Origin of the sequence: Micromonospora sp. NPDC007220 (genome assembly GCF_040634035.1) — a bacterium.
Taxonomy (GTDB): domain Bacteria; phylum Actinomycetota; class Actinomycetes; order Mycobacteriales; family Micromonosporaceae; genus Micromonospora; species Micromonospora reichwaldensis.
Genome location: NZ_JBEYEU010000034.1, coordinates 15,190 through 32,529, shown reverse-complemented (window position 1 = coordinate 32,529; position 17,340 = coordinate 15,190). Strand labels below are relative to the sequence as shown.

15 protein-coding genes are annotated in these 17,340 nt (G+C 74.1%); 7 read left to right on the top strand and 8 right to left on the bottom strand.

The window, feature by feature from the left end; translation table 11 throughout:
* Nucleotides 1-87: 87 nt before the first annotated feature.
* On the top strand, nucleotides 88-1,956 hold the full coding sequence (gene typA / locus ABZ573_RS30150; RefSeq protein ID WP_151455652.1) for a translational GTPase TypA: 1,869 nt from the start codon (nucleotides 88-90) through the stop codon (nucleotides 1,954-1,956).
* Between the two features lie 246 nt (nucleotides 1,957-2,202).
* On the opposite strand, the gene ABZ573_RS30145 is transcribed toward typA, so the two are convergent.
* Complete coding sequence (locus ABZ573_RS30145; protein ID WP_358122404.1) at nucleotides 2,203-2,868, bottom strand: methyltransferase domain-containing protein; 666 nt, start codon at nucleotides 2,866-2,868, stop codon at nucleotides 2,203-2,205.
* A gap of 65 nt (nucleotides 2,869-2,933) precedes the next feature.
* Between ABZ573_RS30145 and ABZ573_RS30140 the strand changes: the two genes are divergently transcribed.
* A complete protein-coding gene (locus ABZ573_RS30140) occupies nucleotides 2,934-3,794 on the top strand; it encodes a serine hydrolase (protein ID WP_358122402.1) in 861 nt (286 codons plus the stop codon).
* 4 nt (nucleotides 3,795-3,798) lie between these two features.
* Here the strand turns inward: ABZ573_RS30140 and ABZ573_RS30135 are convergent, their stop codons facing one another.
* Complete coding sequence (locus ABZ573_RS30135; protein WP_151455649.1) at nucleotides 3,799-4,596, bottom strand: tyrosine-protein phosphatase; 798 nt, start codon at nucleotides 4,594-4,596, stop codon at nucleotides 3,799-3,801.
* Between the two features lie 125 nt (nucleotides 4,597-4,721).
* On the opposite strand from ABZ573_RS30135, the gene ABZ573_RS30130 reads away from it, so the two are divergent.
* Both ABZ573_RS30130 and ABZ573_RS30125 read left to right on the top strand, forming a co-directional pair.
* Nucleotides 4,722-5,819, top strand: coding sequence for a dipeptide epimerase (locus ABZ573_RS30130; RefSeq protein WP_358122400.1), 1,098 nt, complete (start codon nucleotides 4,722-4,724; stop codon nucleotides 5,817-5,819).
* Between the two features lie 58 nt (nucleotides 5,820-5,877).
* Nucleotides 5,878-6,795 carry an NlpC/P60 family protein gene (locus ABZ573_RS30125; protein WP_151455647.1) on the top strand — a complete coding sequence of 306 codons (918 nt, stop codon included), beginning with the start codon at nucleotides 5,878-5,880 and terminating at the stop codon, nucleotides 6,793-6,795.
* 62 nt (nucleotides 6,796-6,857) lie between these two features.
* Here the strand turns inward: ABZ573_RS30125 and ABZ573_RS30120 are convergent, their stop codons facing one another.
* The 3 genes from ABZ573_RS30120 to pnuC all read right to left on the bottom strand — a co-directional run bounded on the left by ABZ573_RS30120 (nucleotide 6,858) and on the right by pnuC (nucleotide 9,977).
* Entirely contained in the window at nucleotides 6,858-7,859 is a 1,002-nt protein-coding gene (locus ABZ573_RS30120) for a TerC family protein (protein ID WP_151455646.1), read from the bottom strand.
* Nucleotides 7,860-8,202: 343 nt separating this feature from the next.
* Nucleotides 8,203-9,327: an AAA family ATPase gene (locus ABZ573_RS30115; RefSeq protein WP_225852311.1), complete on the bottom strand. Its 1,125-nt coding sequence runs from the start codon at nucleotides 9,325-9,327 to the stop codon at nucleotides 8,203-8,205.
* On the bottom strand, nucleotides 9,324-9,977 hold the full coding sequence (gene pnuC / locus ABZ573_RS30110; RefSeq protein WP_327029070.1) for a nicotinamide riboside transporter PnuC: 654 nt from the start codon (nucleotides 9,975-9,977) through the stop codon (nucleotides 9,324-9,326). Before pnuC ends, ABZ573_RS30115 begins: the two co-directional genes overlap by 4 nt.
* 99 nt (nucleotides 9,978-10,076) lie before the next feature.
* Between pnuC and ABZ573_RS30105 the strand changes: the two genes are divergently transcribed.
* A complete protein-coding gene (locus ABZ573_RS30105) occupies nucleotides 10,077-10,370 on the top strand; it encodes an antibiotic biosynthesis monooxygenase (protein WP_358122396.1) in 294 nt (97 codons plus the stop codon).
* A gap of 135 nt (nucleotides 10,371-10,505) precedes the next feature.
* Nucleotides 10,506-11,264: an SDR family oxidoreductase gene (locus ABZ573_RS30100; RefSeq protein WP_327029071.1), complete on the top strand. Its 759-nt coding sequence runs from the start codon at nucleotides 10,506-10,508 to the stop codon at nucleotides 11,262-11,264.
* Nucleotides 11,265-11,271: 7 nt separating this feature from the next.
* On the opposite strand, the gene ABZ573_RS30095 is transcribed toward ABZ573_RS30100, so the two are convergent.
* On the bottom strand, nucleotides 11,272-12,132 hold the full coding sequence (locus ABZ573_RS30095) for a helix-turn-helix transcriptional regulator (protein WP_151457368.1): 861 nt from the start codon (nucleotides 12,130-12,132) through the stop codon (nucleotides 11,272-11,274).
* A 136-nt stretch (nucleotides 12,133-12,268) separates the two neighbouring features.
* On the bottom strand, nucleotides 12,269-14,377 hold the full coding sequence (uvrB, locus tag ABZ573_RS30090; RefSeq protein WP_358122394.1) for an excinuclease ABC subunit UvrB: 2,109 nt from the start codon (nucleotides 14,375-14,377) through the stop codon (nucleotides 12,269-12,271).
* A 299-nt stretch (nucleotides 14,378-14,676) separates the two neighbouring features.
* Between uvrB and ABZ573_RS30085 the strand changes: the two genes are divergently transcribed.
* Complete coding sequence (locus ABZ573_RS30085) at nucleotides 14,677-16,128, top strand: hypothetical protein (protein ID WP_358122392.1); 1,452 nt, start codon at nucleotides 14,677-14,679, stop codon at nucleotides 16,126-16,128.
* 4 nt (nucleotides 16,129-16,132) lie between these two features.
* On the opposite strand, the gene coaE is transcribed toward ABZ573_RS30085, so the two are convergent.
* Nucleotides 16,133-17,314, bottom strand: a complete 1,182-nt coding sequence (gene coaE, locus ABZ573_RS30080; RefSeq protein ID WP_358122417.1) for a dephospho-CoA kinase — start codon at nucleotides 17,312-17,314, stop codon at nucleotides 16,133-16,135.
* Nucleotides 17,315-17,340: the final 26 nt, after the last annotated feature.

Genomic DNA, 17,340 nt, shown 5'->3' with positions numbered 1-17,340 from the left:
AACATCAGTTTCGGCAGAGATCCGGGTCATCTGGGGGTAACACCCCCCGACGCGTGCCCGGCAACCGCAGACAGGAGTATGGAGGGTATGCAGCTTCGCACCGACCTCCGCAACGTCGCCATCATCGCCCACGTCGACCACGGCAAGACGACCCTGGTCGACGCCATGTTGCGGCAGGCCGGCGCCTACGGCGCCCGCGGCGAGGTAACCGAACGGGTCATGGACTCGATGGACCTCGAACGGGAAAAGGGCATCACCATCCTGGCCAAGAACACCGGCGTGCGGTACATGCCGGCCGACGGCTCCGACCCGGTGACCATCAACATCATCGACACCCCCGGCCACGCCGACTTCGGCGGCGAGGTCGAACGCGGCCTGACCATGGTCGACGGCGTGGTGCTGCTGGTGGACGCCAGTGAGGGCCCCCTGCCGCAGACCCGGTTCGTGCTCCGCAAGGCGCTCAAGGCGCGCATGCCGATCATCCTGGTGATCAACAAGGTGGACCGCCCCGACGCCCGGATCAAGGAGGTCGTGGACGACACCTACGAGCTCTTCCTCGACCTGGACGCCGACGAGGAGCAGATCGACTTCCCGATCGTCTACGCCTGCGCCCGCGACGGCATCGCCTCGCTGACCCAGCCCGCCGACGGCGCGGTCCCCGACGACAGCACCAGCCTGGAGCCCCTGTTCCGCACCCTGCTGGACACCATCCCGCCGCCCTCGTACGAGGAGGAGGCGCCGCTCCAGGCGCACGTCACCAACCTCGACGCCTCCCCGTTCCTCGGCCGGCTGGCGCTGTGCCGGGTGCGGCAGGGCACCATCAGCAAGGGCCAGACGGTCGCCTGGTGCCGCACCGACGGCAGCACCCAGCGGGTCCGCATCTCCGAGCTGCTGATGACCGAGGGCCTGGAGCGCAAGCCGGCCGACTCGGCGGGCCCCGGCGACATCATCGCCGTCGCCGGCATCCCCGAGATCATGATCGGTGAGACCCTGGCCGACGCGGAGGACCCGCGCCCGCTGCCGCTGATCACCGTCGACGAGCCGGCCATCTCGATGACCATCGGCACCAACACCTCGCCGCTGGTCGGCCGGGTCAAGGGTGCCAAGGTCACCGCCCGGATGGTCAAGGACCGGCTCGACAAGGAGCTGGTCGGCAACGTGTCGCTGCGGGTGCTGCCCACCGAGCGCCCCGACGCGTGGGAGGTGCAGGGCCGCGGCGAGCTGGCGCTGGCCATCCTGGTCGAGCAGATGCGCCGCGAGTCGTTCGAGCTGACCGTCGGCAAGCCTCAGGTCGTCACCCGGGAGATCGACGGCAAGGTCTGCGAGCCGGTCGAGCGGCTCACCATCGACGCCCCGGAGGAGTACCTCGGCGCGATCACCCAGCTGCTGGCGACCCGCAAGGGCCGGATGGAGCAGCTGGTCAACCACGGCACGGGCTGGATCCGGATGGAGTGGCTGGTCCCGGCCCGGGGTTTGATCGGCTTCCGCACCGAGTTCCTCACCGACACCCGGGGCACCGGCATCCTGCACCACGTCTTCGAGTCGTACGAGCCGTGGTTCGGCGAGCTGCGCACCCGCAACAACGGCTCGCTGGTCGCCGACCGGTCCGGCGCCGTCACGTCGTTCGCCATGATCAACCTCCAGGAGCGCGGCCAGCTCTTCGTCGAGCCGACCACCGAGGTGTACGAGGGCATGATCGTCGGGGAGAACTCCCGCTCCGACGACATGGACGTCAACATCACCAAGGAGAAGAAGCTCACCAACATGCGCGCGTCGACCTCCGACGAGACCGAGAAGCTGATCCCGCCGCGCAAGCTGTCGCTGGAGCAGGCCCTCGAGTTCTGCCGCGAGGACGAGTGCGTCGAGGTGACCCCGGCCGCGGTCCGCATCCGCAAGGTGGTGCTCGACCAGCAGCTCCGCGGTCGGGCCGCCGCCCGCCGCAAGCACGCCGGCTGACGTACGACGGCAGTCTCCCCCGGAGCCCGGACCGCGCCACGCGGTCCGGGCTCCGCCCGTCACGGCCCCGCCACGCCGTCCGGTGGCGGCCGGCCCAGCGCGTCGACGTCCTCCCAGAGGTCTCCGCACGCGCGGCGTGGGTGCCGCGCCGTCACCTCGCCGCCCCGGACCACGTCAGGCGGGGCGGCGCGGACGTCAGGCCTGGCAGGCGGCGCGGGCCGTCAGCGGGGCAGGCGGCGCGGGCCGTCAGGCCGGGCGGGTGGCGAGGAAGGCGAACAGGTCGGGCACCCGGCCGGACCCGGCCTCGGTGGTACGCACCAGCGTCAGGCCGGCGTCGGTGACCGCGTTGAGCAGGCCGGCCATCGGGACGTGCCAGGCGCCGACGCGCACCCGCACCCCCTGCGGCGACCAGGCCCGGAAGCTGCGCTCCCGGTCGGCGTAACCGCCGTCGATCACGATCCGCGCCGGATCGGAGCGGTCGGCGAACGCCCCGACGAAACACGGATGCACCCCCACGTGCACGAACCGCCCGCCGGGCGCGAGCACCCGCGCCGCCTCGGCGATCACCGCCGCGTAGTCGGGCACGTCGGTGTGCGCCAGCACGCACGCCACCGCCGGCACCGAGGCGTCGGCCACCGGCAGCGCCGCCGCGTCGGCGCGGGCCACCGGCAGGCGCGGTCGGGCGTGCCGCAGCTGCCCGCCGGAGAGGTCGACCCCGAACGGCTGCCAGCCCAGCCGGCGCAGCTCCGCCGCCTGCAGCCCCGTGCCGCAGCACAGGTCGAGGCAGCGGCCGGGGCCAGCGCCGAGCAGGTCGCGAAGCTGGCCGCGAACCCGGGTCATGTAGTCGCTGGACGTGTCGGTGGCGAACGCCTCGTACCAGTCGGCGTGCGCGTCGTAGGCGGCAACCGTCATCCCCGCACCGTACGACCGAACGCCCCGACCCGCTGCCCCGTCGGCGATCCGTTACGGTCAGCCGCATGACCTGGGACGAGCTCGACGCCCATCTGGACGGGGTGCCCGGCACGGTGTCGGCGTACGTGGGGCGGGTCGGCGCGGCCCCCACCTGGACCCGGCACGCCGACGCGACCCACTACGCGGCCAGCACCATGAAGGCGGCGGTGCTCGTCGCGCTGCACCGCGCCGCCGAGGCCGGCGCCCTCGGCCTGGACGCCCCGGTGCCGGTGCGCAACGAGTTCGACTCGGCGCTGCCCGGCGCGCCCCGGTTCTCCTGCGCCCGGCACTACGACAACGACGAGGCGGTCTGGGAGCGCGTCGGCGCCGAGGCGACACTGCGCTGGCTCGCCCACCGCATGATCGTCCGCTCCAGCAACCTCGCCACCAACCTGGTCATCGGCCACGTCGGACTGCCGGCGGTGGCACGGGTGTGGGATCTCGCCGGGGCCCGGCACAGCGTCACCGGCCGGGGCATCGAGGACTTCGCGGCCCGCGAGGCGGGCGTCACCAACCTCGTCACCGCCGCCGACCTCGCCGCGTTGCTCGGTGCGCTGGCGGCCGGCGCGGACACCCCGGGTCCGCTGGCCTCGCCGGCCGGCTGCGCCGCCATGCTGGACGTGCTGTTCGCTCAGGAGCACCGCGAGGACCTGGCCGCCGGGCTGCCCGAGGGCACCCGCATCGCGCACAAGAACGGCTGGGTGCGCGGCGTGCGGCACGGCGCCGGGGTGGTCTTCCCCGACGACGCGCCGCCGTACGCCGTCGTCGTCTGCACCACCACCGACCTCGCCGACGGCGGCCCCAGCGGCGAGGAGGACGACGACGCCTGCCGGCTGATCGCGCGGGTGTCCGCCGCCGCCTGGGCCGCCCGGCGCGACCTGACCTGAGGCCTCACTCCAGCAGGTGTGCCCGCAGCGCCGTCACCACGTCGTCGGTCACGCCGAGGCCGTCGCGCAGGTACGCCCCGAACGACCCGTGCACCCGGCGCACCTCCGCGTACGCGGCGTCCAGGTACTCCTCGCGCACCTCCAGCACCGGGCGCACCGCCTCGACGTTCAGTTCCGGCATCCGCCGCCGCATCGCCTCCAGCAGGACCTCCCGCAGGCTCTCGGTCAGCCGGTTGTTCGCCAGGTAGTCCGCCCGGATCGCCGCCTCGTCCACGCCGAGCGCGCTGAGCAGCAGCACCGTCAACCAGCCGGTGCGGTCCTTGCCCGCCGAGCAGTGGTAGACCAGCGGCAGGTTCTCCGCCTGGGCCGCCAGCCGCACCGCCGTGCCGAAGTTCGCCCGCGCCGACTCCCCGCTGACGAACCAGCGGTAGATCGCCGCCATCGCCGCCGGCGTGCCCTGCTCCGCCAGGCCCGTGTACGCGCCCAGGTCGTGCCCGAGCAGCACCGCCGAGACGTATGTGAAGACGGGGTGCTCGGCGTCGTGCACCGGCAGGTGCACCACCCGCGGCTGGCCGGTCAGCCGGTCCGGCGGGGCGACCGCCGTCTCCGAGTGGTCCCGCAGGTCGACCACACAGGCCGGGCCGAGCTTGGCCAGCACCGGCAGGTCCTCATCGGTCAGCCGACCCAGCGCCGGCGTCCGGATCAGCGCCCCCGGGCGCACCCTCCGGCCGTCGGCGCCGACCAGGCCGCCGAGGTCCCGCGCGTTCGGCGCGCCCACCAGTTCCCATTCCCGCCCGCTCATGCCGGCGCTCCGCCGCGCCGCGTGCCGCCACGAGGCGCCACCGCCCCGCGCCCGTTGATCCGCTCACTCCGCTCGCTCATGCCGGCCTCCCCTTCGCCTGCCCGTGCCCGTATAGGGTGCCGCACATGACGATCGCCGCGGTACGCACCCACCGGCTCTCTGCGCCCCTGCACACGCCGTTCGTGACCGCGCTGCGCCGCACCACCACCGTGGAGACCCTGGTGGTGGAGGTGGTCGATGCCGACGGCCGGTCCGGCTTCGGCGAGGCGCCGCAGGTGTGGCAGGTCACCGGGGCGTCGGTCGCCGGTTCCGAGGCGTGCGTCCGCGAGCTGCTCGGCCCGGCGCTCACCGGCCGCGACGCCGACGACCTGGTGGCCCGCTGCACCGAGGTGCAACGGGCGGTCGTCGGCAACGAGGCGGCCAAGGCGGCCGTCGACGTCGCGCTGCACGACCTGGCCGCGCGGCGGCTCGGCGTACCGCTGGTGCGGCTGCTCGGGGGCACCGCCCTGCGGGTGCCCACGGACGTCACGCTCGCCGCGGGCGACGCGGTGGACCTGGCGGCGGCGGCCCGGCAGCGGCGGGCGGAGGGCTTCGGCGTGCTGAAGCTGAAGGTGGGCACCGACGCGGCCGGCGACCTGGAGCGGGTCCGCGCGGTGCGTGCCGCCGTCGGCGACGGGGTCCGCATCCGGCTGGACGCCAACCAGGGCTGGACCCCGCGCGAGGCGGTCCGGGTGATCCGGGGCGTCGAGGACGCCGGGCTGGACGTGGAACTGGTCGAGCAGCCGGTCGCCCGCTGGGACCTGGACGGGCTGGCCTGGGTCAGCGACCGGGTGGACGTGCCGATCCTCGCCGACGAGTCGGTCTTCGGCGTCCGCGACCTGGTCGAGGTGATCCGCCGCCGGGCCGCCGACATGGTCAACGTCAAGCTCGCCAAGTGCGGTGGCCTGCATCCGGCCCGGACCCTGCTCGACCTCGCCGCCGCGCACGGCCTCGGCACCGTCGTCGGTTCGATGATGGAGAGCCAGGTGGGCATCGGCGCCGCCGCGAGCCTGGTGGGCGCCTACGGCACCACCGCGGTGGCCGACCTGGACGCCGCCTGGTGGCTGGCCTGGTCGCCGGTGCGCGGCGGCCTGCGGTACGACGGCGCGTCCGTCGTGCTGCCGGACGCGCCGGGGCTGGGCATCAGCTCCGTGACTGAAGTAAAGATGCAGACTGCTGGTTGATGCTCGTCGAAAACTTTCATATGGTCGCGGGGACATTGGGCGCGAGCTGGGGGTGGACGTGGAGCTGCAACCGGGCCGGGAGGCCGTGGTCCGGGTCGCGGTCGCGACCCTCTGGAGCTGCCCCGAGGCGGTACGCCCCGTCGACGGCCCCGCCCTGGCCGCGCGTACGGACATCGCCGCCTGGATCTCCGGCATGGACACCGACCAGCAGGTCGGCGACTGCGTACTGAGCCAACTGCTGCTCGGCGAGCGGGTGCTGGTCACCGAACTGCGCCCGGACGGCTGGGCCCACGTGGTGGCGGTCGAGCAGCCGGCCCCCCGGCTGCACCCGCGCGGCTACCCCGGCTGGCTGCCCACCGAGCAGCTCGCCCCCGTGGCCGGCGACCCCGAGGCGGACCCGCTCGTGGTCGACGCCACCGTCACCGCGCTGCGTGACGCGCCGGGGGGCGCCGAGTTGCTCTCCGGGGTGATCCTGGGCACCCGGCTGATCCCGGCCGGGCCGGCGGTCGACGGCTGGCAGCCGGTGCACGCGCCGGGCCACTCCGCGCCGCTCTGGCTGCCCGCCGGCGACGCGGTGCCGGTGCCCACCACGCCCCCGTCGGCCGAGGAGGTGCTGGCCGTCGCGCAGCGCCTGGTCGACGTCGTCTACATCTGGGGCGGGGTGTCGGCGTACGGCATCGACTGCTCCGGCCTGGTCCACCTGGCCTGGCGGCGGCTCGGCGTGCTGCTGCCGCGCGACGCCAGCGACCAGGCGACGGTGACCACGCCGGTGCCGCTGGGCGCGGAACGCCCCGGCGACCTCTACTTCTTCGCCCGCCCCGGGCGGCGGATCCACCACATCGGGATCGTCACCGCCGACCCGCGTCCCGGCGACGACCGGCGGATGCTGCACGCCTGCTACCTGCAACGCCGGGTGCTGGAGGAGCGGCTGCCCGACGAGCGCACCGCCACCCTGGTCGGCGTGCACCGCGTCTGACCCGCGTACGCGACGAGAGGGGCACCCCACCGGGGCGCCCCTCTCGTCGCGTCGCGTACGCCTCAGTGGCGGGCGTCGGTCAGCACCCGCCGCCGGTCGCGGGAGGACTTGACCAGGCTGGCCACGGTGGCCACCGCGAGGGTGCCGAGGATGATCGTCAGTGAGAGCCAGATCGGGATGTGCGGGGCCCAGGAGACGTGCTCGCCGCCGTTGATGAACGGCAGCTTGTTGTCCGCGAGGGCCTCCAGCACCAGCTTGACGCCGATGAAGCCGAGCACCACGGCCAGGCCGTAGCTGAGGTAGATCAGGCGGCTGAGCAGGCCACCGAGCAGGAAGTAGAGCTGCCGCAGGCCCATCAGCGCGAAGACGTTGGCGGTGAAGACCAGATACGGCTCCTGGGTGATGCCGAAGATCGCCGGAATCGAGTCGAGCGCGAAGATCAGGTCGGTGGTGCCGATGGCGATCATGACGATCAGCATCGGGGTGAAGATCCGCTTGCCCTTCGCCGTGTGGGTGGTCAATTTGGCGCCGTCGTAGTCCCGGGAGATCGGCAACGCCTTGCGGCTCCACCGGATCAGCAGGTTCTCGGAGAACTCGTCCTCGTCCGGCTCGCCCTGCCGGGCGAGGTTGATCGCGGTGTAGATCAGGAACGCGCCGAAGATGTAGAACACGAAGGAGAACTGGGAGATCAGCGCCGCGCCGGCCGCGATGAAGCCGCCCCGCATGACCAGCGCCAGCACGATGCCGATGAGCAGCACCTTCTGCTGGTACTGCCGGGGCACCCCGAACCGCGCCATGATGATCACGAAGACGAACAGGTTGTCGACCGAGAGGCTGTACTCGGTCAGCCAGCCGGTGTAGAACTGCCCGGCCGCGCTGGCCCCGGAGGCCAGCCAGACGCCACCGCCGAAGATCAGTGCCAGGGCGACGTAGAAGCCGACCCAGAGGCTCGACTCACGCACGCTGGGCTCGTGCGGCCGCCGACCGACGATCAGCAGATCCACGAGCAGGATCCCGGTCAGGGCGACGAGCGTCCCCGCCCAGACCAGTCCGGACACGTCCAAGGTTCATTCCTCCGGCAGACACGCAACGACGGGCACACCGTACGCCCTTCGTGGACGCGGTGTGCCGGCGACGCTGACTCTGGTGACTGTCGGAGGTCTCTTCCGTCGCCGTCCCCGAGGGGGCGGCGACCGACGGGCCGGGTCGTGCGTCCAGGGATCGGCGCTCGACCGTGCTGACGACTCCGTCGCGGGGGAATACTCCCCTCCTCGCCCGTCATTCTGGCCCACCGCCGCCAGTGGCCGCATCCCGGGTCGTGAGTGTCCTTTCCCACCCCGGCGCATCGATGCCGGTGGGCGGCGGGCATCGAGGCCGGCCGCACCACCCGTAGAGCATCCTAGGAGGCTAGTGCTCCGGATTGGGCGCGACCAGCGGATCGGCGAGCGACCAGCCCTCCGCCAGCACCGCGTCGCAGGCGGCCACCGCCCGGGCCAGTCGCCGCCGGTGCGGGCCGGACAGCTCGACCACCGGCACCCCGCAGCCGGCCAGTTCCGCCCGGAACCGCCCCGTCATCCACGTCCGCAGGTGCTCGCCGTCGCGCAGCCCGTCGTCGTCGAAGGGCACCCCGACGTGGTCGGTCAGCAGGTACAGCGCGGGACGCCGGGACGCCGCGCGTACCCGCGCCGACGTCGACCCCAGGTACCGCTCCTCCCAGACGGCGGTGGCCCGCGCGTCCGTGTCGCAGAACAGCAGCGGGCCGCACGAGCGCGCCGCGGCGTCCTCCGCCGCCTGCTGCTCCCGGACCACCTCGGCGAAGTCGTCGCGGTCCCAGGCCACGTCGAAGACCGTGGCCGCCGGATCCCGCCCGCGCAGCCGGGCCAGCTTCCGCGCGGTCAGCTCCCGGCCGTACTCCGGGACCCAGCGGGTGCCGTAGTGCGCGGCGAGGGCGGCGGCCATCGTGGTGGTGCCGGTCGACTCCGCGCCGACGACCACCACCCGCCGGACGAACCACGCCCGCACCGGCGCGCTGAGCCGGTCCCAGTGGCCCGCCGGGTCCGCGCGCACCGCCGTCCCCGACACGGGCACGCCGCGCCGCCTCGGATCCACGCAGACCGACACCGCGTCGAACCGCCGGGCCAGCTCCTCGCCGTACGCCTCGGAGGAGAAGACGGCGTCCACCGGCGCCCCGCCCAGCGCCTCGCGGAACACCGCGCAGTGCAGGTCCCAGACCGCCGGGTCGGCGTAGTCCACCGGATGGTCGTCGTACCGGCCCACGAAGCGGACCCACGGGGTGGCCGCGTGCACCTCGCGCAGCCAGTCCAGCCGCAGCGCGAGCGGGATCGACTCCCGGCGGGACGGTGCCACCACCACGGTGACGGCCGCGCAGCGGGCGGCGGCGGCCTCGATCAGCGCGTGGTGGCCCGCGTGCGGTGGATAGAACTTGCCCACCACCATCGCGTGCCGGAACTCCGGCGCCGCCGGCCCGGCGCCCGCCCCCGTCGCGCCGTCTGCGGGGCCTATCCCGCTCACGCCGTCGCCGGGGCCGGGCCCGGGGGCACCGGGGTCGGGGCGGCGCCGCGCCGCAGGTCCGCCCGCCACTCGCGCAGCCCGAGCACGCAGAGCCCGAGGAAGATCACGTAGAGGGCCGCGGTGAGGTACAGGCCCTTGTAGGCGTAGAGCGGGATGTAGATCAGGTCGGCGGCGATCCACAGCCACCAGCTCTCCACCCGCTTGCGGGTCTGCCCGTACGTCGCCAGCAGCGACAGCGCGGTGGTCAGCGCGTCCGGCAGCGGCACGGTGGAGTCGGTGGCCCGGTCCAGCAGCGCCCAGAGCCCGCCGGTCAGCACCACGCCCGCCGCCGCCAGCGCCCACCACTCCCGGCGGCCCGTCCGGCCGACCGTCAGCCGGGTGCGCCGCTCGCCGCCGTACAGCCACGCCCACCAGCCGTACAGGCCCAGGCCGACGTAGACGACCTGGAGGCCGGCGTCGGCGTAGAGGCCCGCCGTCCAGAACAGCAGCATCAGCAGCAGCACGTTGGCGATGCCGACCGGCCAGTTGGCGATCCGCTGCCGGGCCACCAGCCAGACGTTGAGCACCCCGGTGGCGAAGCCCAGCAGCTCCGCCCAGGTGGTGCCGGTGCCGGCCACGGTGAACGCCGTACCGGTCAGCCAGTCGATCATTCGCCTCCCCTTTCCGCGCGCCCACCCTAGATCCGCCCGGCCAGCGGGAACAGGCCCCCGCAGCGTCCGGCCCGCACGGCGGCGTGAAAGGCTCCGGGCATGGTGCTTGAGGTCGCGCTCATCGACGTACTGCCGAGACACGAGGACGAGTTCGCCGCCGCGTACGCCAAGGGGCATCCGGTGCTCGCCGGCGCGCCCGGCTGCCGGTCGGTGCGGATGACCCGGGGCGTCGAGTCCCCGAGCCGGTTCGTGCTGCTGGTCGAGTGGGACTCCGTCGAGGCGCACAACGACAACTTCCGCGCCACCGAGCGCTTCGCGCAGTGGCGGGCGCTCATCGGCCCGTACTTCGCCAACCCGCCGCTGGTCGAGCACTTCGTGGACGTGCCGGCCTGAGCTGTCGTACCCCTGCCCTAGGGTGCGCCGTGCACGCGTCGGCCGCCGGTCCCGACGGGCTCGGGGGCGCCGGGCCCGGTTGCCGCGCGGAGATATCCGCTGGCGCCCGGTCGCCGATGCCGGTTGACTGCCCACATGACGCAGCGGGTGGCCCTCGTGACGGGCGTGAGTCGTCGGATCGGCATCGGCGCGGCGGTCGCCCGCACACTCGCCGCGGACGGCTGGCGACTGCTGCTCACCGGGCTGCCGGAGTTCGACGACGCCCAGCCCTACGGCGGCGATCCCGAGGGCGTGCCGGCCCTGCTGGGCGAGCTGGGCGACGCCGGGCACGTCCGAGCCGACCTGCTCGACCCGGCCGCGCCCGCCGGCCTGGTCGCCGAGGCGCTACGCCGGTACGGCCGGCTCGACGCGGTGGTCGCCGTCCACGCCTACTGCACCGACACGCCGTTCGGCGCACTGGATCCGGCCGAGATCGACCGGCACCTGCTGGTCAACGTGCGGGCCACGCTGCTGCTCGCCGAAGCGTTCGCCGGGGCGTTCACCGCCGGATCGGGTGGCCGGCTGGTGCTCTTCTCCACCGGCCAACGCCTCGGCCCGATGCCGCAGACCCTCGCCTACGCGGTCAGCAAGGCGGCGGTGGAGAACGCGACCTTCCAGCTCTCGCCGCTGCTGATGCCACGGGGCATCACCGTCAACTGCGTCCACCCGGGCCCGACCGACACCGGATACGCCTCGCCGGAGGCGCACGCCGAGGTCGCCAAGCTCTTTCCGAGCGGACGCTGGGGCACGCCGCAGGACGCCGCCCGGCTGGTGCGGTTCCTCTGCTCGTCCGACGCCGACTGGATCACCGGCCAGGTGATCGACTCGGAGGGCGGCTTCCGCCGCCACCTGTGAGCCTGGCTCAGCCGGCGGCGAGCCGGTCCAGCGCCACGAGCGTCTCCTCCGGGCCGAGGGCCGCGTCCAGCAGCCAGCCGGTGAGCTGCTCGTAGCGGTCCACGTCGGCGGCCGTCACCAGCCGCACGTCGGTGGTCAGCGCCTCCAGCATCACGGTGCGCGGGTCGGCCGGGTCGGGGAACGAGTAGCAGGAGTACGGCGTGAGCGGCTGCGCCCCGCCCCGCGCGGCGACGCCCCGGGGCAGCAGCCGGATCGTCACGTGCGGCAGGGTGGCCAGCTCGACCAGGTGCCCCACCTGCTCCCGCCACACCTGCGGCGGGGTGTCGCCGGCGTCGCAGGCCGCCTCGGCGAGCAGCGCCGTGTAACGGGGCGGGTCCGTCCGCCGCAGCACCTCGTGCCGCAGCCCCCGGGCGCGCACGTCGGCCTCCACGTCGAGGGCCGGGTCGAGCAGCCGGCCGGCGGCGATCCGCAGCCGGGCGTACGCCGGGGTCTGGAGCAGCCCCGGCACGACGGCGGGCTGCCAGTCCACGATGCTCGCCGCGCCCGCCTCCAGTTCGGCGTAGGTGCGCTGCCGCTCGCCCATCTCCCCCAGCGCCTTCCACCAGCCCCGGCTGGTCGCGGCGTCGCGGGCGATGACGATGAGCGCGTCGCGCTGCGGCGGCGGCACCTCGTAGACGTCGAGCAGGTCGAGCACGTCGGCCAGGTCCGGCCGGCTCTGCCCCAGCTCGATGCGGGACAGCTTCGAGGTGGAGGCCCAACCCAGCCGGTCGCAGACCTGTTCCAGGGTCAGCGCCTCCCGCCGGCGCAGCTGACGCAACTCGGCGCCCAGCCGGGCGCGACGAATGACCGGACTCGTTGGCAACGGCATCCCCAGCCTCCCCACCGAGGGAGAGTAGGGCAGGACGATCACTCAGCGCAATAGCTTGCTCGCGTACCGCAATCAGAGGCCAGGTCGTCGTGGGTCGGCCCGCCCCGCCGACCGGGTCAGGCGGGGCCCGGGCCGCTCACTTCACCCCGGCGGCGTCCATGCCGCGCAGCTCCTTCTTGAGGTCGGCGACCTCGTCGCGGATCCGGGCGGCCAGCTCGAACTGGAGCTCCCGGGCCGCGGCCAGCATCTGGTCGTTGAGCTCCTGGATGAGCTGGACCAGCTCGGCCCGGGCCATCCCCTCCCGCGCGGGCCCGGCGCCGCCGGTACGGGCGCGGCTGCGGGTCTCCTTGACCGGCGCCTTGCCCCGGGAGAGCTGCCGTACGGCTCCGCCGACGCGGCTGTTCTCGGTGTCCTCCGCCTCGCGGTAGATGTCGTCGAGAATGTCGTGGATCTTCTTGCGCAGCGGCTCGGGACTGATGCCGTGCGCCTCGTTGTGCGCGATCTGCTTGTCCCGCCGCCGGTTGGTCTCCCCGATCGCCTCGGCCATCGACGGAGTGATCTTGTCGGCGTACATGTGCACCTGACCGGAGACGTTGCGCGCCGCCCGGCCGATGGTCTGGATCAACGACCGGCCGCTGCGCAGGAAGCCCTCCTTGTCGGCGTCGAGGATGGCGACCAGCGACACCTCCGGCAGGTCGAGACCCTCCCGGAGCAGGTTGATGCCGACCAGCACGTCGTAGTCGCCCTTGCGCAGCTCCCGCAGCAGCTCCACGCGGCGCAGCGTGTCGACCTCGGAGTGCAGGTAGCGCACCCGGATGCCGTTCTCCAGGAGGTAGTCGGACAGGTCCTCGGCCATCTTCTTGGTCAGCGTGGTGACCAGCACCCGCTCGTCGCGCTCGGTGCGCAGCTTGATCTCGTGCATGAGGTCGTCGATCTGGCCCTTGGTGGGCTTGACCACTACCTCCGGGTCGATCAGACCGGTGGGCCGGATCACCTGCTCGACGAACTCGCCCTGCGCCTGCTCCAGCTCCCACGGGCCCGGCGTCGCCGAGAGGAAGACCATCTGGCCCACCCGCTCCAGGAACTCGTCGAAGCGCAGCGGCCGGTTGTCGGCGGCGCTGGGCAGCCGGAAGCCGTGGTCGATCAGCATCCGCTTGCGGGACGCGTCGCCCTCGTACATGCCGCCGATCTGCGGGATGGTCACGTGCGACTCGTCGACGACCGTCAGGAAGTCGTCGGGGAAGTAGTCGAGCAGGCAGTGCGGCGGACTGCCCGGCAGCCGGCCGTCCATGTGCATCGAGTAGTTCTCGATGCCGGAGCAGAACCCGACCTGGCGCATCATCTCGATGTCGTAGGTGGTGCGCATCCGCAGCCGCTGCGCCTCCAGCAGCTTGCCCTGCCGCTCCAGCTCGGCCAGCCGATCGGCCAGCTCGGCCTCGATGTCGCGGATCGCCCGCTCCATCCGCTCCGGCCCGGCCGCGTAGTGGGTGGCCGGGAAGATCACCAGCCCGTCGACCTCCTTGACCACGTCGCCGGTGAGCGGGTTGAGGTAGTAGAGCTTCTCCACCTCGTCGCCGAAGAGCTCGATCCGCACGGCCAGCTCCTCGTAGGCCGGGATGATCTCCAGCGTGTCGCCGCGGACCCGGAAGGTGCCCCGGTTGAAGGCCATGTCGTTGCGCGTGTACTGGATGTCGACCAGCCGGCGCAGCAGCTGGTCACGGTCCAGCTCCTGCCCGACCGCGACCCGCACCGCGCGGTCGAGGTATTCCTCCGGGGTGCCCAGCCCGTAGATCGCCGAGACGGTGGCCACCACGATCACGTCACGGCGGGTGAGCAGCGACATGGTCGCCGAGTGCCGCAGCCGCTCGACCTCCTCGTTGATCGAGGAGTCCTTCTCGATGTAGGTGTCGGTTTGCGGGATGTAGGCCTCGGGCTGGTAGTAGTCGTAGTAGGAGACGAAGTATTCGACCGCGTTGTGCGGCAGCAGCTCGCTGAACTCCTTGGCCAGCTGCGCGCAGAGCGTCTTGTTGGGCGCCAGCACCAGCGTGGGCCGCTGCACCCGCTCGATCAGCCACGCGGTGGTGGCGCTCTTGCCGGTGCCGGTCGCGCCGAGCAGCACGGTGTTGCGGTCGCCGCGTCGGACCCGACGCTCCAGGTCGTCGATGGCCGCCGGCTGGTCGCCGGCCGGCTGGAACTCGCTGATGACCTGGAAGCGGCCGTCGAGCCGGGGAATGTCGAGCGCCATGACCCCAACGGTACGCCGGGGGTCCGACACCGCGGCGCGACTACGCCCGGTCCGTGATCGGCTTCGATATTCGCATTGTGTGGCGCATCTCACCGGACTACGCTCTCCACGTAGGCCGCTCGCGGCGGCCGACCGGGCAGGTGGCCAGGCCGTCACGGCCGGCCCGCCCCCGGCACAGGGGTCGCAGCACCCGGCACTCCCGGCGTGCGCACCCGACGTGGTCGCGCGTGAGGCGCTGACCGGCCGCCGCGAGCGCCCCTGCTCGTCACCCCACGGGGGTGAATCCCGTTCAACCTCCCGTGGAGACCTCCGCCGCCCGCTCCGGCCCGCCTGACCCGCCGCAGGGCCCGCCGACGCACGACGACGCGCACACCGGCGGCATCCCACGAGTGGTGACCGGCCGCCGACGCACCGTCCTGCTGGTGCTCGCGGCCGTGGCCGTGCTCTCCGCCGCCGCGCTGGTCGTGGGGCTGGCGAGCTGGGCGCCCGAGGAGCCGGAGCAGCCGAGGGCGCTGACGGGCGACGAGCGCGAGCGACTGGCCGCGATGCGGGTCACCAACTACCGGGACCTGCGGGCCGGGGTACGCGTGACCGCGGGCACCGGCGCGGCGCGTACCGAACTGGTCGGCTGGGTCGACTGGTCCCGGCCGCTGGTCTACCTCGACGTCGGCGGGCCCGGCGCGGGCGCCGAGCGCGGGCTGCTCCAGGCCACCCCGACGGTGGTCCTGCTGCGCCCCGACCCGACGGCGGTGCCGACCCCCGCGCCGCCCCCGCTGGTGCCGCCGGCGGACCGCTGGCGGCTGCACGACCCGCCCGCCGGGCAGGGGCTGGCCGCCGTGCTCGACCTGCTCTTCCGCCTCGCCTCCGACCGCCCGGAGCCGCCGGCCGACGCCACGCGCCGGATCGGTGGGGCCACGGTCGGGGCCACCCCGGTCGACATCCTCCAGGCACCGCCGCCCGACCCCGGCGTCCCGCCCCCGGACCGGCTCCCCCGCTACTGGCTCGACCACGACGCGCGGCTGCACCGGCTGGAGACCGGGCTGGCCGGCGTCGGCCCGGTGACCGTGCAGCTGAACCGGACCGACCGGCCCACGCTGCGGCCGGTCGACGCCCTCGGCGGCCGTCCCGGGCAGCCCCGCGCCCTCACCGCCGTCGAGCGGGGCCGGCTGGACCGGTTGCCCGCCCGGCTGCGCGCCCGTGGCGGCGCCGCCGTGACCCTGACCGCGCCCGTCGCCGCCGCCACGAACCTGCGCGGAGCCGGCTGGGTGAGCTGGAGCGGGCGGGTTGCGTACCTCACCGTCGCCGACCTCGGCGTGCCGGAGCGCCGGACGCTGCTGCGCGTCGACGGCGCCGGCGTGCGCCGGGCGGAGGTGCCGGCCGCGACGGTCCCGGGCACCGTGGAATCGCCCGGCCGGCCGCCGCTGCCGCCGCCCGCCCGGGGCTGGGGGGCCGACCCGCGGCGCGCGGGCGACCTGGGCCTGCTGCTCGACGCCGCGCTGCGGGCCGCCCGGTCGCCCGGCGGGCGGGGCGCCGCCCTGCGGGTGCGCGGCGACACCGTCGCCGGGAAGACCGTCGACGTGGTCGAGCTGCGCACGTCCCCAGGGCTGCTGCGCTACTGGATCGACCGGTCCGGCGCGCTGCGCCGCCTGGAGCTGCGCACCCGCACCGGCGCCTGGGCCCAGCTCGACCTGACCCCCACCACGGTGCCCCGGCTCGTCCCACCGCCCCGGCCCCCGGCCGGGGGCCGCTGACCGGTCAGGGACGCCAGCCGGTCTGCGCCGCCCACTGCTCGGCGCGCAGGTGCTCCTCGTCGAACCACGGGTCCTTCGCGGTGGTCCAGGCGGCGCTGTCCGGGGCGGAGGCCGCCAGCTCCCGCTTCAGCGCCAGATAGGCCGACCGCTGGTCCGGGTCGGCACGCAGGTGGTCGCGCATCAGCAGCGCGTACCGCCAGCCGGGCGCGTTGGCCGGGCGGACGTGCAGGTGCACGGGGCGGCCCGGGTCGGCGCTGCCGTGCAGCCGCTTCTCCCACCGGCCGCTGCCGGGCGGGCGGGGGTCGTCCCACCACTCGCCGGGCAGGCGCGGGAAGCCCGCCTCCGCGAGCCGTTCGGCCAGCGGTCCGTCCGCGTCGGCGAGGGTCGGGACGGTGAGCTGGATGTCGATCACGTCCCTGGCGGCGAGCCCCGGGACCGCGGTCGAGCCGATGTGGTCGATACGCAGGTCGGCGGGGGCGAGCGCGTGCCGGATCCGGGCGGCCAGCCGCGCGTACTGCTGCGGCCAGGTCGGGTCGGCCTCCATCAGGACGACGTGCTCCGAGGGGGCCGCCCGCCGCTCGCGCAGGTTCGCCTCGTAGGGCCGCAGCCGCTCGCGCCACAGCGCGTCGACGGCCGCGTGCAGGTCGTCGAGGCTGCCGTCGTTGGTCAGCAGCACGTCCGCCGCGCCCCGCCGCCGGGCGTCGTCGGCCTGCGCGGCGATCCGCCGCTCGGCCTCCGCCCGGTCCATCCCCCGGTCGCGGGCCAGCCGCGCCAACCGGGTGGCCACCTCCGTCTGCACCACGACCACCAGGTGGTACGTGGGCGCGAGCCCCACCTCCACCAGCAGCGGCACGTCGTTGATCACGATCGCGTCGGGTGCCGCCGCGGCGGCCAGTTCGGCGGCCCGGGCCCGTACGCGGGGATGGGTGATCGCCTCCAGCCGGCGGCGCGCCGTCTCGTCGGCGAACACCAGCGCGCCCAGCGCCGCCCGGTCGAGGGCGCCCTCGGCGTCGAGGATCCGCTCGGAGAAGGCCGCGACGATCTCGGCCAGCCCTTCCGTGCCCGGCGCGACCACCTCCCGGGCCACCCGGTCGGAGTCGATCAGCACCGCGCCGCACTCGGTCAGTCGCCTCGCCACGGCGCTCTTGCCGGACCCGATTCCTCCGGTCAGTCCCACCTTCAGCACGACGTCAGTCAACCGGATCACCACCG

Coding starts and splice junctions, on each gene's coding strand:
- ABZ573_RS30100 (WP_327029071.1), top strand. CDS start 10,506: ATGACGCAGCGGGTGGCCCTCGTGACGGGCGTGAGTCGTCGGATCGGC.
- ABZ573_RS30140 (WP_358122402.1), top strand. CDS start 2,934: ATGACCTGGGACGAGCTCGACGCCCATCTGGACGGGGTGCCCGGCACG.
- ABZ573_RS30130 (WP_358122400.1), top strand. CDS start 4,722: ATGACGATCGCCGCGGTACGCACCCACCGGCTCTCTGCGCCCCTGCAC.
- ABZ573_RS30095 (WP_151457368.1), bottom strand. CDS start 12,132: ATGCCGTTGCCAACGAGTCCGGTCATTCGTCGCGCCCGGCTGGGCGCC.
- ABZ573_RS30105 (WP_358122396.1), top strand. CDS start 10,077: ATGGTGCTTGAGGTCGCGCTCATCGACGTACTGCCGAGACACGAGGAC.
- ABZ573_RS30145 (WP_358122404.1), bottom strand. CDS start 2,868: ATGACGGTTGCCGCCTACGACGCGCACGCCGACTGGTACGAGGCGTTC.
- uvrB (WP_358122394.1), bottom strand. CDS start 14,377: ATGGCGCTCGACATTCCCCGGCTCGACGGCCGCTTCCAGGTCATCAGC.
- typA (WP_151455652.1), top strand. CDS start 88: ATGCAGCTTCGCACCGACCTCCGCAACGTCGCCATCATCGCCCACGTC.
- pnuC (WP_327029070.1), bottom strand. CDS start 9,977: ATGATCGACTGGCTGACCGGTACGGCGTTCACCGTGGCCGGCACCGGC.
- ABZ573_RS30135 (WP_151455649.1), bottom strand. CDS start 4,596: ATGAGCGGGCGGGAATGGGAACTGGTGGGCGCGCCGAACGCGCGGGAC.